This window comes from Peribacillus sp. FW305-BF15 (assembly GCF_058783805.1).
In genome coordinates this window covers 207,672-225,614 of sequence record NZ_JBYSYV010000002.1, presented here as the reverse complement: position 1 = coordinate 225,614, position 17,943 = coordinate 207,672, and the positions used below count along the sequence as shown (strand labels likewise).

At 43.0% G+C, this 17,943-nt stretch carries 14 protein-coding genes; all 14 read right to left on the bottom strand.

Annotated features, from left to right (window positions below; translation table 11 throughout):
• Positions 1 to 171: 171 nt before the first annotated feature.
• Positions 172 to 3,381, bottom strand: a complete 3,210-nt coding sequence (locus AC3WLU_RS02675; protein WP_492596768.1) for a DEAD/DEAH box helicase — start codon at positions 3,379 to 3,381, stop codon at positions 172 to 174.
• A 169-nt stretch (positions 3,382 to 3,550) separates the two neighbouring features.
• Positions 3,551 to 3,784, bottom strand: a complete 234-nt coding sequence (locus AC3WLU_RS02670; protein WP_057276811.1) for a YczF family membrane protein — start codon at positions 3,782 to 3,784, stop codon at positions 3,551 to 3,553.
• A 19-nt stretch (positions 3,785 to 3,803) separates the two neighbouring features.
• Positions 3,804 to 4,922, bottom strand: coding sequence for a GerAB/ArcD/ProY family transporter (locus AC3WLU_RS02665; RefSeq protein ID WP_492596767.1), 1,119 nt, complete (start codon positions 4,920 to 4,922; stop codon positions 3,804 to 3,806).
• A 21-nt stretch (positions 4,923 to 4,943) separates the two neighbouring features.
• Positions 4,944 to 6,170 carry a Ger(x)C family spore germination protein gene (locus AC3WLU_RS02660; RefSeq protein ID WP_063575401.1) on the bottom strand — a complete coding sequence of 409 codons (1,227 nt, stop codon included), beginning with the start codon at positions 6,168 to 6,170 and terminating at the stop codon, positions 4,944 to 4,946.
• Positions 6,160 to 7,797, bottom strand: a complete 1,638-nt coding sequence (locus AC3WLU_RS02655) for a spore germination protein (RefSeq protein WP_413001646.1) — start codon at positions 7,795 to 7,797, stop codon at positions 6,160 to 6,162. Before AC3WLU_RS02655 ends, AC3WLU_RS02660 begins: the two co-directional genes overlap by 11 nt.
• A 178-nt stretch (positions 7,798 to 7,975) precedes the next feature.
• A complete protein-coding gene (locus tag AC3WLU_RS02650) occupies positions 7,976 to 8,587 on the bottom strand; it encodes a DedA family protein (RefSeq protein ID WP_057276815.1) in 612 nt (203 codons plus the stop codon).
• 83 nt (positions 8,588 to 8,670) lie between these two features.
• Positions 8,671 to 9,321: a phosphatase PAP2 family protein gene (locus tag AC3WLU_RS02645; RefSeq protein ID WP_063575398.1), complete on the bottom strand. Its 651-nt coding sequence runs from the start codon at positions 9,319 to 9,321 to the stop codon at positions 8,671 to 8,673.
• A 304-nt stretch (positions 9,322 to 9,625) separates the two neighbouring features.
• Positions 9,626 to 10,861: a cytochrome P450 gene (locus AC3WLU_RS02640; RefSeq protein WP_328145567.1), complete on the bottom strand. Its 1,236-nt coding sequence runs from the start codon at positions 10,859 to 10,861 to the stop codon at positions 9,626 to 9,628.
• Between the two features lie 756 nt (positions 10,862 to 11,617).
• A complete protein-coding gene (locus AC3WLU_RS02635; protein ID WP_098937257.1) occupies positions 11,618 to 11,797 on the bottom strand; it encodes a DUF4083 domain-containing protein in 180 nt (59 codons plus the stop codon).
• A 363-nt stretch (positions 11,798 to 12,160) separates the two neighbouring features.
• Entirely contained in the window at positions 12,161 to 12,841 is a 681-nt protein-coding gene (locus AC3WLU_RS02630) for a DUF975 family protein (protein WP_048686802.1), read from the bottom strand.
• A 660-nt stretch (positions 12,842 to 13,501) separates the two neighbouring features.
• Positions 13,502 to 13,756, bottom strand: coding sequence for a biotin/lipoyl attachment domain-containing protein (locus tag AC3WLU_RS02625; protein WP_048686804.1), 255 nt, complete (start codon positions 13,754 to 13,756; stop codon positions 13,502 to 13,504).
• A 37-nt stretch (positions 13,757 to 13,793) separates the two neighbouring features.
• Complete coding sequence (locus AC3WLU_RS02620; RefSeq protein ID WP_194719320.1) at positions 13,794 to 15,059, bottom strand: Glu/Leu/Phe/Val family dehydrogenase; 1,266 nt, start codon at positions 15,057 to 15,059, stop codon at positions 13,794 to 13,796.
• A 22-nt stretch (positions 15,060 to 15,081) separates the two neighbouring features.
• On the bottom strand, positions 15,082 to 16,275 hold the full coding sequence (locus tag AC3WLU_RS02615; protein ID WP_098866168.1) for an ornithine--oxo-acid transaminase: 1,194 nt from the start codon (positions 16,273 to 16,275) through the stop codon (positions 15,082 to 15,084).
• A gap of 18 nt (positions 16,276 to 16,293) precedes the next feature.
• The gene (pruA, locus tag AC3WLU_RS02610; protein ID WP_268938037.1) at positions 16,294 to 17,841 is read right to left on the bottom strand and encodes an L-glutamate gamma-semialdehyde dehydrogenase; all 1,548 of its coding nucleotides are present in this window, start codon (positions 17,839 to 17,841) and stop codon (positions 16,294 to 16,296) included.
• Positions 17,842 to 17,943: the final 102 nt, after the last annotated feature.

Genomic DNA, 17,943 nt, shown 5'->3' with positions numbered 1-17,943 from the left:
TCGGCGTAAACGCCTGTGGGGTCTCGCACTTCCGCTCCAATCAACCTTAAATAGTTTCGTTTTAAAAACAACAATCTTTACGAAAAAGTGCCTTAAAAATAAAAAAGCATTCCTCTTTACAAAGGAATGCTCCATAACTGAACTATTTATTTATTACCTTCTGCTAAACCCTTATATCATCAGGATTTCCCTGATATCCTCTTCTGTAAGTGCAGAAGACGACTTGTCTCCAGGGTCGATGATTTCTTCAATAAGATGTCTCTTTTTCTCTTGGAGTTCATTCATTTTTTCTTCGATTGTCCCACGGGCAATAAGCTTGATGACTTGAACCTCATTTTTCTGCCCCATTCGATGGGCACGGTCCGCGGCTTGTTCTTCAACTGCCGGATTCCACCAAAGGTCATATAGTATGACTGTATCGGCACCCGTCAGATTGAGACCCGTACCGCCAGCTTTCAACGAAATGAGGAATATATCCCGTTCTCCTGCATTAAACCGATTGCAGATTTCCACACGTTCCTTTGATGGGGTTTGTCCATCCAGGTAGAAAAAGGGTTGTCCTTCCATGGCCAAATCCCTGCCGATGATCGTAAGCATTTTTGTAAATTGCGAGAAAATCAGCACCCGTCTTCCAGAATGCTTCGAATCTTCGACAATTCGCATCAGCTGCTCATATTTTGCTGAACTGCCTTTATATCCGTCCACAAACAAGGCGGGGTGACAGCATATTTGCCGAAGCCGGGTCAAGCCAGCAAGGATCCTGATCCGATTTTTGCGAAGGGTGTCCTTGTCCAGGTGTTTCAGCGTATCATGCCGCAGCTTGGCCAGATAAGCCCCGTACAGTTTCTTCTGATCGGGAAGCAGTTCCATCGATTCCAGCGACTCGATTTTTTCCGGTAATTCCCCTAGTACGTCCTCTTTCATTCTCCGCAGCAAAAATGGACGGATCCTGCGGGAAATCTGCTTCCTAGAGAGGTTGCTATACTCCTTTAACCCCATGAATAGTTCAGGGAATACGACGTGGAAAAGGGACCAGAGCTCTTCCAGTGAATTCTCGATGGGCGTACCAGTCAACGCGAAGCGATGTGCCGCTTTTATCTTCTTGGCCGCTCGTGCCGTTTGTGTCACCGGGTTCTTGAAGGCCTGTGCCTCATCGAAAAACACCGTATGGAAGTCCTCTTTTTCAAACGAATTGATGTCTTTCCGAAGCAATGGATAAGAAGTGATCACTACATCCACGTCCTTCATTTCTTTAAGCAGCTTCGACCTTTCCGTCTTGTCTCCATCCACGACGACGGCTTGTATATCAGGAGCGAATTTAGTGAATTCACTCAGCCAATTGTAAGTCAATGATGATGGGCAGACAATAAGCACCGGAACCCTTTTCTTACGGATGTCAGGTAGCTCGGATAAAATGAACGTGATGCTTTGCAGTGTTTTTCCCAGACCCATATCATCAGCAAGAATCCCGCCAAAACCGTATTGTGCAAGGATTTTCATCCATTTGTAGCCGTTTTTTTGATACTCGCGCAAAATCGGGTCCAGACTCTTTGGCACAGTGAACTCCAAGGCGCCGGGATTCCTGATGTTATCCAAAAACTGCCGGAATGATTCTTCCAACGTGAATGTCTGGCTGTCATTAACGGAGTCAAGGAGCTGGAGCCCTTTTATGAGGGGCATGTTCAGTGTGCTTTCCAGGTCTTCATCCTGTACGGGCAGTGCATTCAGAAAACGATTGATTTCCTCGTATTCCCTTGTTTCAAGGGAAAGCAGCGATCCATTCCTTAAACGATAGTATTTCCTTTTTTCTTCAAGCGCGGCTAAGACCTCACGTATTTGTTTATCTGGGATATCGTCCATTTCAAATTTGAATTCGAGCCAATTAGTACGCTCTTTTTTAATTTTCAACCTAATGCGCGGTGCAGCATTTCCACGGGAAATTCGGTTCCTTACAGCGGTAGTGGCATAGATTTGCACCAGCTTCTGGAGTTTAGGAACGATATGGTACAAGAACTCATACTCCAATTCTTCGTTATGCAAGAAATAGCCTCCGTCCGTCTTGGCAAACTGGCTATCCTCCATCAGCTTTATTATCTCCGCCTCTTTCTCAACATCCCTCATAACCTTGGATTCCTGTTTTTCCAAAGGGTTGATCACGATATTTTCATAATGGAATTCCAGCCCGGCAAGCAGCCTGTTTTTCACTCGGTCCAAGTATAGCTTTGCAACCAGCGGTGTCTTCAAAAACAATTCGGTGATGGATCTTGCTATATGGACTTCACCGAGTCTTTTCAAGCCTGGTACCACTTTGTCCAGGAATAATTCCAGCTGGTCATGATGGATTGGAATTTGATTCATCCCCGAATCCTCCATCATTTGCTTTAACTCTGAAAGGCGTTTGAAATCCTCATTTTCGAGCTGAACCAATTTCCCCTCAAATAGGACCAATGTGTATGCATTCATGACGATCATCTCGTGCAGCCTTTTAATAATCAGTTGATAACCTTTGTCCTCGCTTTCAGTAAAGTCAAACTGTAAAGGAAGCGGTCCGTTTGTTACACGAAAGCCATTGAATGTAAGGCCGCCATAGGCAAGCTTCACCATTGGCGCCGCTTCAAGGATGGGGACAAGCCTTCGAAAAGAAGATGGAGGCAGAAGTAATAAGTGATGGTCCAATGTATATTCGGATTTATCCGTCAGGGCGTCCACATAGACTTTTTCATCCGATATCACTGTAATGAGCTCCTGAAGCACTAAATCATTTTCATTCTGAAAACAATGCAGCACCGGGTCATATATAAATGAAGGGGACACTTGGGCAGGCTTTCCTGCTTTAACTCGCTTCAGGAAATCCCGGACATTCGACACATTGAGAGAACCGATTTTCATTTCCAGTCCTAACATATATTGTTCCATTCCCATCCATACTGGTTTACACGTAAACTCCGCTTCAAGCATCATTCTATTTTCAAAATGGCGCTGATGACCGCTTTTGCGTACAGGCTGATTATTGAAAAGGGTAAGCAAGCCTTCTGACAACTCCTTATGGGCTGTAGCATCAGGACCGGTTGCACGTATCCCTTCAGGAATCGTTCCATCTCGCTTATGGTCGTAAACCGACAGCAGGACGGCTGCAATATGCTGGCAATCCCTATGGAAGGAAGCTAGCGCAGGACAGCTGCATTTCGTCTGAAATCCGCCGACTGCATCCACTTCAATCATGACATGGAAGTCTTCCTTGCCTCTAACCGATGCTTCACAACCATCATGATGATAGCTTTCAAATGTCACTTTATTGGCACGATGAAAAGCTTCCCCTCTTTTAAAGGAGACGGCCCCGCACATGTCTTTTATGATTTTTCGATTCAATTTGATATCCAAATTGCCGTCCTCCTCCCGGGGTTTTTGGTTGAATGATTTTACATTCCGCTGTTAAATAAGCTCATTTTATCATCATACTATGAAATCGGTTTACAAGGTTATAAAAAAGCAAAAAGACAAACTCCCCCATTCGGAGTTCATCTCTATTTCAGCAACGGGAATTGCAACTTCATTGCTGCCCTTTGCCCTTGTTCTTTTTCTTTTTTTTTCGATAAAAGAAGCTGAATACAAGGAATGCAAGAAGAATGAAAAAAAGGATAAGTTCAGCGGGGTCCTTCACCAAAAATGGGTTAAAGGCATGCTTGATCGAATTATCCAGATCAAATCCCATTAGAATATCCATACCTAAAGATATGACCACTAAAGGGAACAGAAGCAAAAGCGTAATACCGAAGAATTTCATTTTTGATCAACTCCGCCTTTCAGGAACTTTTTTTGGTGCTTGTCTTCCCTTTTTTTCGATTCTTAAAAAAGGCAATGATCAAGAGAAGCAATGGAATGATCACCTGAAATGGAAGATGGATGTAATTTGGTACCGCCTTCAGCCCTTCATGGATATGTTCCGTATAGCTGCTTGAAATAATAATCGAAATCAATAAAATGACAATGCCAACAGGGTATGCAAGTCTGGAGGGCTGTTTAACATTGAAAACATTCGCCGTACCCGTTACCGCTACATAAGTAAATACACATATCTTGATGAACCCGCCAATCATCAACAAAAACAAGAAGTACACATCGAGACGTTCAAGAAAGCCAGCGACCTCTATGGACTGAATGAGGGTAAGAAGAGGGTATTGCGAACGCGTCATAAGGTCCACACCAAGTACAGAAACATTCACAGCCATTATTACCGCGAGAAAAATACCGCTTGTAGCCAAGCTCCATATTCCAATTTTTTTCAATCGCTTATGTTCATTTAAATAAGGAAAAATCATTAAAAACGCTATGATTTCACCAAATGGAAAGAATACGGTTTTAGTGAAAGCCATTTTCACCATCTCTGTCCCGCTTATTTCAAAAATGGGTTTTAAGTTGTTTAAATGGATCATGCCTGAAGCAATAATCAGAAGAAAGAAGGTCATTAAAAGTAAATTCTCCAAGACAAAGAATAATTCCCCCGTCCTCGACACTACTTCTATCCCCTTACGGACCGTATACACCACGACTAAAATGAATGCAGCGTTCGCGACAAATAACGGAATATGAGGATAGGCAAAAGTAAGCAGCGTATCTCCGAAATCCCTCAGCACCCTTGCAGAAAGATAGATGAAATAAAGGATATATAGAAAAGCTACGATCCTGCCTAGGAAATTCCCCAATATTTTTCGTACAAATTCCGTTAACAGCTGATCAGGGTAGTATTGAAAAAGGCCATAATAAATGAAAAATAATATAAATCCGCCGATCATCGCAATAAGGATGACCAGCCAGGCAGCTTGCTTGGCTTCACCTGCAAGCGGAACCAAAAGTGCACTGCCCATTTCAAACAGGAAAATAAGGACGAACAGCTGGTACCCGCTGATATTTGCCTTTTCCATGAGAATGCCACTTCCTTTCCATTATTGATCTTTCTTTTGTAAATTTGAAAGAAATGGCTTATTACGTAATCCGGTACGGCGAATGAAAGTTTCTACCTGCACATCAACTTCCAGTTTAGGAAAAGTTTCGTCGTCCCAGTTTTTCTCTAGTTTCTTCCATTCTTTCGGATGGGATTCGTGCATGAGCTCCCCAAAGCCAAAAATATCGGATTTATTTTTTTGTGCCCGAACGATTGCGTCTTCCATCTCCTTCTTCAAGTCTTTCGCTAACTTCCTTTCAATATCTATCAGAACATGCATATCGGTTAGATTCAAAGGAACATTCGCTTCCCGGATATCTCCCTCTGCACGGACCTTTATCGATATTTTCGGTTTCCCGTTTACCAATTTTACCCCGATGTTGGTTTTTTGGCGAATGACTGAATAGGTGACTGCGTTTTTTTTACCCTCCCAATCAAGGTATAAATGGACATTTTCGATTCTATCCAATACCCACATTGATCCTATTGCCTTATCACCATCCAGCCAGTCAATCAATTTGCCATCTTTAAAAACACCTATCCCTGCTGCATTAGGGTTCGCCTCAATATCCGAGGACATGGTATTCTCCATTTTATCCTCTTTACCCGTGTTTCCTCTCACGGTAAAACCGCTTATTATCGGTTCTTTTCCGGTACTAAGCAGATTCTTGATCACCTCTTGGAGATTGATGCTAATACTTTTCCCCTGGGTTTTTTCAGTGGTTTCAATCGTCCTAATGACTTTCTCCGCTGATACCTTATCGATTGCGGTTAACGTTTCGACAATATCCCTTGCTTTCACACCCCGGGCAATCACGATCCTCGTAGTTGCCCTGAATTCCGGTGAGCGCTCAAATGCATCGAAAATATCGTTAAGGCCCTCTTCTTTTGCTAGTTCCTCACCGATGACAACCAGGTTGGCATGGGCAAAATACATATCTCGGGAGATTTTCATTGAAGCGTTACCATCCAATTCAAGCACATTATCTCCCGTGGCCCTATAAATGGATATGGGTGGATTCGATCCGCCGCCGCCCTGAAGAGCTCCGGCAACATTCCCTGGATTAATGATTTGGAAAGTTCCCACTAACTTCCCTTCTTTATTTCTATCGAGTCCGACCGCCGAAACGATGGCCATTTCATTTAACTCTGTTTTATCCCAACAGCCTGTGGTGAATGTGGCGGCGATCAACATCACCAAGAGCAGAACTAATCTTTTACGATTCATTGCCTTCACCTTTTTTCCCGTCAGAAGTTTTCATTCCACGCGATTCAGGAGGCAGCGGTCTTTGGTTATTGCCTTCCCTGATCAGATTATTTTCATTGGTCAAATATTGCGGCCTTTCGTTGAATGCCCATATAGGTCTTCTGAAGAATGTGTCGCCCAGCCCTTTAGGATTCAGAGGGGCGAGCGGTGTCATATAAGGAACTCCAAGTGATCGCAGGCTGCATAAATGGACAATAAGGATGATAAAGGCTAAAATCATCCCATAAAAACCTAACATGCCGGCACAAATGATGAATCCGAACCGCACAATGCGGGCAGAAATCGCTATGGCATAAGAAGGGGTTGCAAAACTGGCAATCGCCGTGATCGAGACGATGATGACCATTGCCGGCGATACGATACCAGCCTGGACGGCCGCCTGCCCGATGACCAATGCCCCGACAATGGACATCGTCGAACCAACGGCCTTTGGCATCCGAAGACTTGCTTCCCGTAATATTTCAAAGGTCATTTCCATAAGAAGCGCTTCAACGACGGCAGGCAAAGGAACCGTTTCCCTTTGGGCCGCTACAATGACCAGCAGCTTCGTTGGGATCATTTCCTGATGAAAAGTCGTGGCTGCAACATAGACAGCCGGCCCGACTATCGAGATGATGAAAACGATGATCCGTAAAAAACGTGTCGCTGAAGCAATGTCGAAGCGATTATAGTAGTCTTCGACAGATTGGAAAAATTGTACGAACAATGCCGGGGCGATCAAGACAAAAGGCGTTCCATTTACGAATATCGCCACTCTTCCTTCCAGCAGGTTTCCTGCGACCATATCCGGTCTTTCTGTATGGTTAAGGGTTGGGAATGGGGTCATGACCTGGTCTTCTATCAATTGTTCAATATATCCTGATTCAAGAATGCTATCGATGTTAATTCGATTTAAGCGCTTCTTGACCTCCTCGACAATTCCTTCCTTGACAATTCCATTTATATACATGATGGAAACGTCCGTTTTTGTCACCGTGCCTATTTTCATCGACTCTATCCATAAATCCGGGGTATTGATGATGCGGCGTAACATGGCGATGTTCGTTCCATTCGATTCCGTAAACCCTTCCCTAGATCCCCGGACAGTCAAATGCGTGCTTGGCTCCTGAATGGAGCGCTTCTCTCCTCCTCTTGTACTGGCAACCAGGGCGACGTTTACTTCATCAATAAAAATGATGGTGTCCCCTGATAATAATGTCAAAAATAGCTTTTCCCAGTCCGTGACCCTTTCTACGCCACCGAGGGAAACCACGTCCTCAGAGATAATTTCCATTGCTTCCAGTGGAAGTATGTTTTTTGACAGGTGGGGATTTTTCATGATTGATTCAATTATAAAATCCGTAACGCTAGGATTATCAATCAGACCCTGCACATACAAAATAGTTGTTTTTATCTCCGGGTTTAGTCCGATTTTCAACGTTCGGATAATGATGTCGGGACTTTTTCCCGTCTTTTTCTTCACGATTTCCAGATTGGCAGAAAGGGAACTTTCAATATAATCAGGCGTTTTGCTTTTGGATTGACTTTCATCTTCCTTTTTCTTTTCACGTTGCTTCACTTGTCTCTTTTGTTTGAAAAAAGAAGCCATAGCACCGAACCTCATTCCTTTTTCGTTTCATTCATTTTGTCCAAAGCACCCCCCCTTTATTCTAGGTTCAGTGTTCTTCCTCCAATAAGAAAAAGGCTGTCGCAATGACAGCCTTTGATGGTCATATTCGGTTAGGGAATGAACGCCGATGATAACGGCCCAATCAACTAAACTGAGATTATACTTTGCCTTTATTCCTTCTAAAAATCAAAATAACGAAAGCGATTAATAGCAAGGCCAGTATCGCATATACGATGTTTGAATAAATGTCCATGTACCCTACAATATCTTCCCACGAAGAGCCAACAGCTGCCCCGATATTCACCAAGATGATGTTCCAAATTAATGTTCCGGATGTTGTGTAAAGCAGGAAGAGCCAAAAGCTCATATGGGACATCCCTGCTGGAATCGAGATCAAACTTCTGATCAGCGGAACCAGCCTGCAGAAAAACACGGTCCATGACCCGTATTTGTCAAACCATGAATTCGCCTTATGGACGTCCGATACCGTTAACCGAAGAATATGGCCCCATCTTTCCACGAACCTTTCAATGACCTTCACATCAAGAAGTAAACCAATTCCATAGAGGACGACTGCCCCTGCCACAGACCCTAGAGTCGAAGCGATAACGACACCGATAATCGTCATATCCGCTTTAGTCGTCATGTAACCGCCAAAAGTAAGAATGACCTCAGACGGGATCGGCGGGAAAATATTCTCCAATGCTATTAATAGAAAGATTCCCATATACCCAAAATCATTCATGAATTCCGTAATCCAGTTTTCCATTTAATACGCTCCTAACTCTCTTGAATCAACAGCTGGCTTGTTACCTGCCGGCTGCCTATCTTGCAATAACCTTGCTCCCTTTATTAACGATCTTTGTTCTTCCGCCGGTCTTGATACCTTTGGAAAAACCAGATGGAAATCGCAATCCAACAACCGCCTGCCAAATACCCGGCTATGATATCACTAGGATAATGGACCCCCAAGTATATTCGGCTAATACCTATCGAGAGGATCATCATCATGCTGAAAAGAATCAAGAGAATCCTTGCCCACCTAGCCGTAATGTGACGCCATAGCAGAAATGTAAGAATACCGTATAAAGAAAATGCATTCATGGCATGTCCACTCGGGAAACTGTATCCCCCTATATCGATGAGTCGATGTAAATCGGGGCGGGCGCGTTGAAAGAATAGCTTAACCATCAAATTGAGAAGAGGTGAACCCACGATGACTGCAGTGAATAAGACTAGTTCCAAACGATGCTTCAAAACCCTATATAAGAAAAACAAAATGACCAAGGAAAGGATGATCAGTGAAGCGGTTGAACCTATGTAAGTAAAGAACTTCATGATGTCCGTCAGCAGAGGGGACTCAATTCCCTGCACCAAGGAAATCACATCTTCATCAAATTTCAGGTATTCATTTGCACTTATTGTAAATGCCATGAAACTGAACCCGATTAAAGAAAATACACTTATTATAAAGGCAATGGTTAATTGCTGCTTTAATTTCATGATAACATCCTTTCACTTATTAAAACTGTTTCATCTGGAAATTTCTATTTTATCATATCTTCTTCATTGTATGGTGGGGGTAATTGCTTCATCGCCCGCCAACCTAATTCGGGGATCATGCCTGGGCACAAAATTTTCTACTTTATCATACTACTCTATTCGTCATTGCCACCTCAACTTCAGGTTACTATAAGATTTCCTGCCGAACGTTTCAAGGAGCGGCAGGAACCTATTTAACGCATACCATTCAACATGCAAAAAGAAAAAAAACCTTATGCAGGTTAGGCACAAGGTTTTTCGTTTTTTACATGCGGCTTGCCTTAAGCGGCAGTGAGGTCAAAGTTTGCCCTGTCGCTGAATCGGTAAGATTCTCTTCTAACTGGAAAGATGGCACCGCTTCAATATGCTTGAATTTCTTCAGGAATGCAGTAAGCGCAATCTTCGCTTCCAGCCTGGCAAGCGGCGCTCCGAGACAGAAATGAGGACCATTACCGAATGTGAGATGTTTCTTATTATTAGGGCGGTGGATATTAAGTGTGAAGGGGTCTTCAAACATCTCTTCGTCCATATTAGCTGCACTCATCCAAACGACCACATTATCCCCTTCTTTCAATTCCACTCCCAATAGATCGTTATCTTCCTTTACAGTGCGATCCAATTTAATAAGATTGAATCGGAAACGGAGCATTTCTTCGACCGCCTGCGGAACTAAATCCAGGTTTTCATGTAACTCTTGATAAACTTCTTTGTCATCATATAGCAGCGAATAAAAGCTATTGGCCAATAAATGACTGGTTGTCTCGACTCCTGCACCTAAAATCAGCATGGTCGTCCGGACGACCTCATCATCCGTAAACATTTCCCCATCCACTTCTGACTTCAATAGATCTGAGATGATATCATCCGCCGGGTTCAATCGTTTTTGCACAACAATCGGATACAAATACTGATAGTATTCTTTTGCTGCCACTTGCTTCAATTTATCTACTTCTTCTTGTTTTTCTCTATCAAAAGGAAGAAATAAGGTATCCACCCATTTCTTAAACAATAAACGATCTTTCGAGGGAACGCCCATCAAATCGGCCATGACAATGATCGGAAGCGGACTCGCCAATGATGCCACAATATCGATTTCCGTTTCCTCATCCATTTGTCCAATCAATTCATCTGCAATTTCCTGAATGCGAGGTTCCCAGTTTTGAAGACTTCTAGGTGTGAATGCTGCTGCCAGCAGTGAACGGCGTTTTCTATGATCCGGTGGATCCGATTCAGTGATTTGGATTTTTTCAGGCACAGAACCTTCCTCACTATCCGTTCCAACCGATATCGTGGTCCGTTTCCGAACACTTGAAAAATGTTTATAATCACTGAGAACCCGCTTCACATCTTCATATTTAAAGACATTCCATGTATCCGTTCCTTCGTGATAACTCACAGGGTCATTTTCTAACATCCTTTTACACCAAGCGTACGGGCTAAATTCCTCCGTCCTTGTTTTAAACCTAGTAATTTCTTTTACTGCAATAACTTCTTTCATGATACCGACTCCTCCCACTTCTCAAAAGTTACCTAACAAAAGGACGAATGTTAAGCATTCTCCAACTCCGTCGATTTGTTATAGGGTCGAGCATTCCTGATAGACTTTTTCACCAAATCCTTAAATACACATCTATTCCATTATAGGGTAAAAGAATGCAACAAACCATGCATCTTCCATACCAGCGGCCTTACATGAAATTTGCCCCACAATCCCGACACCCCTATGTAAAACTGCTTATTTTTTACAATTCCCTTTCTTTTTCTATTTTTTTATGTCTCTCAATTGATGCTAAAATCTACTCCTCTTTTTTTAAATTTGGAGACAGTGCTTTCCACTAAGTTATTTCAGTATAAATTATTTTATAATTGCCGGAGTTTGTTGATCACGTTGCTTTCCACTCCAGGCACTCGCTTTCCGCGGGCGGTCCGGGAGCCTCCTCGGCGCTCTTGGCGCCTGTGGGGTCTCCCTTGGACACGCTTTTCCCGCAGGAGTCTCGTACCTTCCGTTCAAATCAACTGGAAAGTTTTTCAATTAATAAAAACTGCGACAACATAGGGTTCGGAATGGTTTCCTGCCGAATGCCCATAAAGCTATCACAGGTGATAACCCTGATTTAAAATAAGGCTAGACTTTTTCACACTTTTATATAGGATTAAATATTATTTCTGAAATCAAGCTGTTTAAATAAAAAAACTGCAGGCAAACTCGCTTTTCTTCGAGTTTACCTGCAGCTTGAACGCCTGCACGATGCCGCCGTCAATTTTTTCCCCTTTTAATCAGTTCATGCAAATCATCCATTTTCTTTTCCATGATATCCAGTCTGGTTTTACGGTGCTTGATGGAACGGAAAAGGGATACGGTCCCAACGATGATCAGGATTAGAAATAAAAGGCAAAGCAATTGGTATACCAGATCCGCAATATTATACCCACTCACTATGTAATCCCCCTAAATGGCATTCTCAATATTCTATTATACACCAGGCAAAATGAACAATTTAACCTTTTTAAGGAGAATCGGGAATAAAAAACCGATAGCCTTTTGCTACCGATTGCAGACTTTAGACAAAATCGATGAAAATCAAGTTTGTTTCAGTTTTTATGAGGGTTTATAAAACCTCGAACGTCGATTTCCACTCCAGGCACTCGCTTTCCGCGGGCGGTCCGGGAGCCTCCTCGACGCGCTTTTCCCGCAGGAGTCTCGCACCTTCCGTTCCAATCAACTATGTTTTGAAATTTTAGGTAAAACCACTTTTGTCTATAAATTTAAACCGATAGCCTTTTGCTATCGGTTAGTCTTTTATCCCTCTATTTGTTGATCATCGTCAATATCCTCTTGGGGCACAATCAATTCTTCATAGAATGCAGCCGTTGTTGTTCCTGCATAAGGAATCAACCATAGTAAACCAATTCCCAGCGTGAACATGCAAAGGATGCCCCACCCGATGAAGCTCAGGTGCATAAGGAAATACTTCCATTTCAAGCCCTTCATTCTTTTTTTGCTTTCTGTAATAGCTTCAAGCACCGTGTATTCAGGATGATCCTTCAATAGGAAAAACTGCTGCGAATAAGCGATGGCCTTGATGATACCCGGAATGATTAATAATAATGACCATAAAAAAATGAAAATTGCTTGTAAGATGGATGCCCCAATAAGCTTGAAAGAGGTTTTTCCATCTTTATAGATTGCGAACACTTCTGGAATGCCAGGATTCCCTTCCCTAACTAAATTCAGGTAGAACCAAGTGGTTGAAATGGTAAGCGGGATTAAGGCAATGGAAAAGACCATGCTGAAGATATCGGACCATAACGGTGTGTCTTCCTGCATGAGCCATTCTGAAAACCCACCGCTTCCGATCACTTCGACAATTAAAGGAAAAATGAGGTTGATCAAGAACAACAGCAACATAAGCGAAACAGTTACTCCCCATTTACCTCCCAACGACTGAAGGGCTTTCCTCTTTAATTCTGAGATTCTCATACTCTGATTAACTCCCCTCTTTTAAACAGCGGAATTCTGAATTTTTTATTGTGATTTTGGATGGATTCAGAAAAAACGCCACTTATTTGATGTCAAAATCTCAATTTGTAGTTTAACATACTAGCTTCTAGCCGTGGGCTTAAATTCCTAGAAAGCACACACGGATAGAGTCAACCGGTTTCGAGCAACCATGATCCACTCCTTTCTTGCCTTGGTATTGGCTTGTAAAAGTTTATGAACGGGAATAAGACAATATGCCCTTCCAAATCAAAAATACCTTCGCGGAACCATACCCTGTTATGACGTATGGTCAGCGAAGGAGCATGTATTTATCTTGGTTAAAAGTCCTTATGTTAATCTAGTTCTTTTTTCCTTTTCCCAGGTAGACCGGGCCACTCATTTAATCTATTCCAAAATCTTTCGAACAGCATGGTTGAACTACCCACCACTTATCGACCTTACGATCTGATTGAAGTGTGGGATGAATCTTCGTAAGTGGGATTGTCCTTCATGTTCTTCTCACCACGATCGAGCCCTCATCGGGTTTTCTTTTCAAACTTTTTCCTGGCTTTGTCACCGCCTTATAAATGATCACAACAAAAAAAAGAGCATCCCAAAGCAGAAATCGCTTCCGCCTTTGGAACACCCTCTTTCCTATAATCAATCAGAGCCAGTTATAACAAAATCGTCTTGGAGCAAAGCTAAAGGAAGCTTTCTATTAATAGGATCCCCTGCCGAAACATTAATTTCAGTAATGTGACCACTGGCACCTATTGAAACATCAATCAATTTCCCATCTTCCGTCTTCACTAAAAAGAGCCTTTCCCATTCATAAACATAGGAATCCTTTTGAACGTAAACTTGTTCGACGGTCCCATCTTGAGCACACTCGATGGTATGAATCGGTTTTAACACGGAATCACTCCTCCACTCCCCATTATTAGACTATAGCTTATACCCAGCCGCGGAATATCGAGGCTTCAGCCATTTTTCTGACACCCACCATATACGCTGCCAGCCTCATATCCACTTTTCTCGTCTCGGACATTTCATATATTTGATTAAATGAGTTGACCAATAACGCTTTTAATTTGGTTTGGACCTCTTCATCTTCCCAATAATAACCTTGATTATTTTGAACCCATTCGAAGTAAGAAACTGTCACACCGCCTGAACTTGCCAATACATCAGGTACGAGAAGCACATTGCGTTCCGTCAAGATCTTGGTTGCCTCCAATGTGGTAGGTCCATTCGCGGCCTCGACGACAATTTGGGCTTTGATAAGATGTGCATTTTCTTTGGTGATTTGATTGGAAATGGCAGCAGGCACTAAAATATCACAGTCTTGTTCCAGAAGCTCCTGGTTGGTGATCGTATGATCGAATAGTGTCGTTACCGTTCCAAAGCTATCCCTTTTATCAAGTAAGTAATCGATATCCAGACCCTCAGGTTTATAGATGGCACCATATGCGTCCGATATGCCAATCACTTTCGCACCTGCATCATGCATGAATTTGGCCAAAAAGCTTCCTGCATTCCCAAACCCTTGGACGATGATGCGTGCACCTTTCAATTCTATGCCCTTACGCTTTGCCGCTTCCTCGATACAGATGGTGACACCTTGTGCAGTCGCCTTTTCCCTGCCGTGTGAACCGCCCAGTACCAGTGGCTTACCTGTAATGAAACCTGGAGAATCGTGTTCTCTTATTCTACTGTACTCGTCCATCATCCATGCCATGATTTGTGAATTCGTATAAACATCCGGGGCCGGGATATCTTTAGTCGGCCCCACTATTTGGCTGATTGCCCGAACGTATCCACGGCTAAGCCTTTCCAATTCACCGATTGACATTTGGCGCGGATCACAGATGATGCCGCCTTTTCCTCCGCCATATGGCAGATTCACGATTCCGCATTTCAAACTCATCCACATTGAAAGTGCCTTGACTTCTTCCTCATCGACTTCAGGATGAAAACGGATTCCGCCTTTCGTCGGACCGACAGCATCGTTGTGCTGGGCACGGTATCCAGTGAAAATCTTCGTCGAATTGTCATCCATCTTAATTGGAATCCGGACGGTAAGCATCCGTAGAGGTTCCTTCAAAAGCTCGAACACTTCTTCAGAATAGCCAAGCTTATTCAGCGCCTCCTTGATTACGACCTGTGTTGAATCAAGCAAGCTGGCAGTTTCTTTTTCTTCTTTGATTGTTGTACTCAATGGAATTCACCTCATAGGTATATTAGGATAAAACTTTTTTGATGCGTTCGATTGCCCAATCCAAGTCTTCTTTAGTAATCACTAATGGCGGAGCAAAACGGATAACTGTATCATGTGTTTCTTTACATAGCAGTTTTTCTTCTTTAAGCTGCTCACAATAAGGTCGTGCTGCTTCTGTTAATTCGACTCCGATGAATAAGCCTCGGCCGCGGATATCTTTAATCATTGGATTCTTGATTTCTTTTAAACGATCCATAAAGTATTGCCCAAGCTCCAATGAACGTTCCGCAAGCTTCTCTTCTTCAAGGACTTCCAATGAAGCGATGGAAACCGCACATGCCAATGGATTGCCGCCGAATGTAGAACCATGGGAACCAGGATTGAATACGCCAAGGATTTCACGGTTCGCAGCTACGCAAGAGATTGGGAAAACCCCGCCGCCAAGCGCTTTACCTAAAATGTACATATCGGGAACTACTCCATCCCAGTCAGAGGCGAACATTTTTCCTGAACGTCCAAGTCCTGACTGAATTTCATCAGAAACGAATAAGACATTATTTTCTTTACATAAGTCGTAAGCTTCTTTTAAGAATCCTTGTGGCGGAATGATGATTCCCGCTTCACCTTGAATCGGTTCGATTAAAAATCCAGCCGTTTGCGGTGTAATCGCTTCTTTCAATGCATCAAGATCGCCGTAAGGGATAAGCTTGATCCCTGGCAGCATCGGTCCAAAGCCCCTTCTATATTCATCATCGGATGACAAGGACACGGCTGCCATCGTACGGCCATGGAAGTTCCCGATACAAGCAATGATTTCAGCTTGGTTTTCTGCGATTCCCTTAACATCATAGCCCCAGCGTCTAACAGCTTTGATGGCTGTTTCAACGGCTTCAGCACCTGTATTCATAGGCAGAGCCATGTCTTTTTGCGTAATGCGTGAAACCATTTCATACCATGGTCCTAATTTATCACTATGGAATGCACGGGATGTCAATGTTACACGATCCGCTTGTTTTTTTAATTCATCGATGATTTTCGGATGCCTGTGGCCTTGGTTCACTGCTGAATAGGCACTAAGCATATCCATATATTTGTTGCCTTCAGGATCTTCCACCCAAACTCCTTCTGCCTTCGAAATGACGATTGGAAGTGGATTATAATTGTTTGCACCATATTGTTCAGTTTGCTCGATTAATTTTTCCGTTAAAGTTGTCATGTTGATTCCCCCTAAAATTTATAGCGTTTCAGATGTTGTTTTACCTTGAAGATGAAGAACTAAATAATCAGGACCGCCCGCTTTTGAATCCGTACCTGACATATTGAATCCGCCAAATGGCTGGTATCCTACAATGGCACCAGTACAGCCGCGATTGAAGTACAAGTTACCTACGTGGAAATCCTCACGCGCTTGTTCGATATGCTCAATGTTGTTAGAAATGACTGCTCCCGTTAATCCATAATCCGTGTTATTGGCAATCTCGATTGCATGATTGAAATCTTTTGCCTTACAGAATGCAACAACCGGTCCGAAAATCTCTTCTTTCATGACACGTGCGTTCTCATCCACATCGGCAATGATAGTTGGCTGGATGAAGAAACCTTTTGAATTGTCTCCTTCTCCCCCTGTAACAATTTTCCCTTCTTCTTTACCGATTTCAACGTAGCTCATGACTTTATCGAAAGCTGCTTGATCGATGACCGGACCCATGAAGTTGTTTAGATCTGTTGGTTCCCCGATCGTTTTTTCTTTCGTTAATTCAATGGCACGATTCAAGACTTGGTCATATACATCTTCCACTATGACAGCACGTGAACAAGCAGAACATTTTTGACCGGAGAATCCGAATGCAGAAGCGACGATTGATTGTGCCGCCAATTCCAGATCAGCCTCTTTATCAACAACGATCGTATCTTTACCGCCCATTTCAGCGATGACACGTTTTAACCAGATTTGGCCTTCATGTACTTTTGCCGCACGCTCATAAATACGGATACCGACATCACGAGATCCGGTAAAGCTGATGAAACGTGTACGAGGATGATCTACCAAATAATCGCCTACTTCGGCACCGCTTCCTGGAATGAAGTTCACAACTCCTGCAGGCATGCCCGCTTCTTCCAGCACTTCGATGAATTTAGCTGCAATGACCGGTGTTGTACTGGCCGGTTTCAATAGGACCGTATTACCTGAAACAAGAGCAGCCGTCGTCATGCCTGCCATGATCGCAAACGGGAAGTTCCAAGGTGAGATGATGACACCGACACCAAGCGGAATATAACTGAAAGCATTGTGTTCAATCGGACGGCTTTCCACTGGCATGCCGTCTTTAAGCTTCAGCATTTGACGTGCATAGTATTCCATGAAGTCGATCGCTTCCGCTGTATCTGCATCCGCCTCATTCCAAGGCTTCCCTGCTTCTTTAACCAATAGAGCCGAGAAATAGTGTTTTCTTCTGCGAACGATCGCTGCAGCCCTGAATAAAATGTTTGCGCGCACTTCCGCTTTCGTTTTTCTCCAAGTTTGGAATGTCTTATCTGCCGCTTGCATCGCTTGCTCTGCAAGATCTTTATTCGCTTTGGATACGGTTCCGATAACTTCTTCTTTATTTGCTGGGTTTACAGAGGTAATGACTTCATCAGTAAACACTCTTTCACCATTAATGATCAGCGGATATTTCTTCCCTAGATCATTAGCTACATCATTCAATGCCGCTTGAAAAGCTTTATTGTTTTCTTCGATTTTAAAATTAGTAAATGGTTCGTGTTTATATGTTTGGACCATTATGTCTCATCTCCCTAAGTTTATGTTTTTACTTCTCCCTTAATTAAACAAGCAAGTTCCGTGCCAACTTTTCATTTTTTCGAAAAAATAATGTTTTTTCTT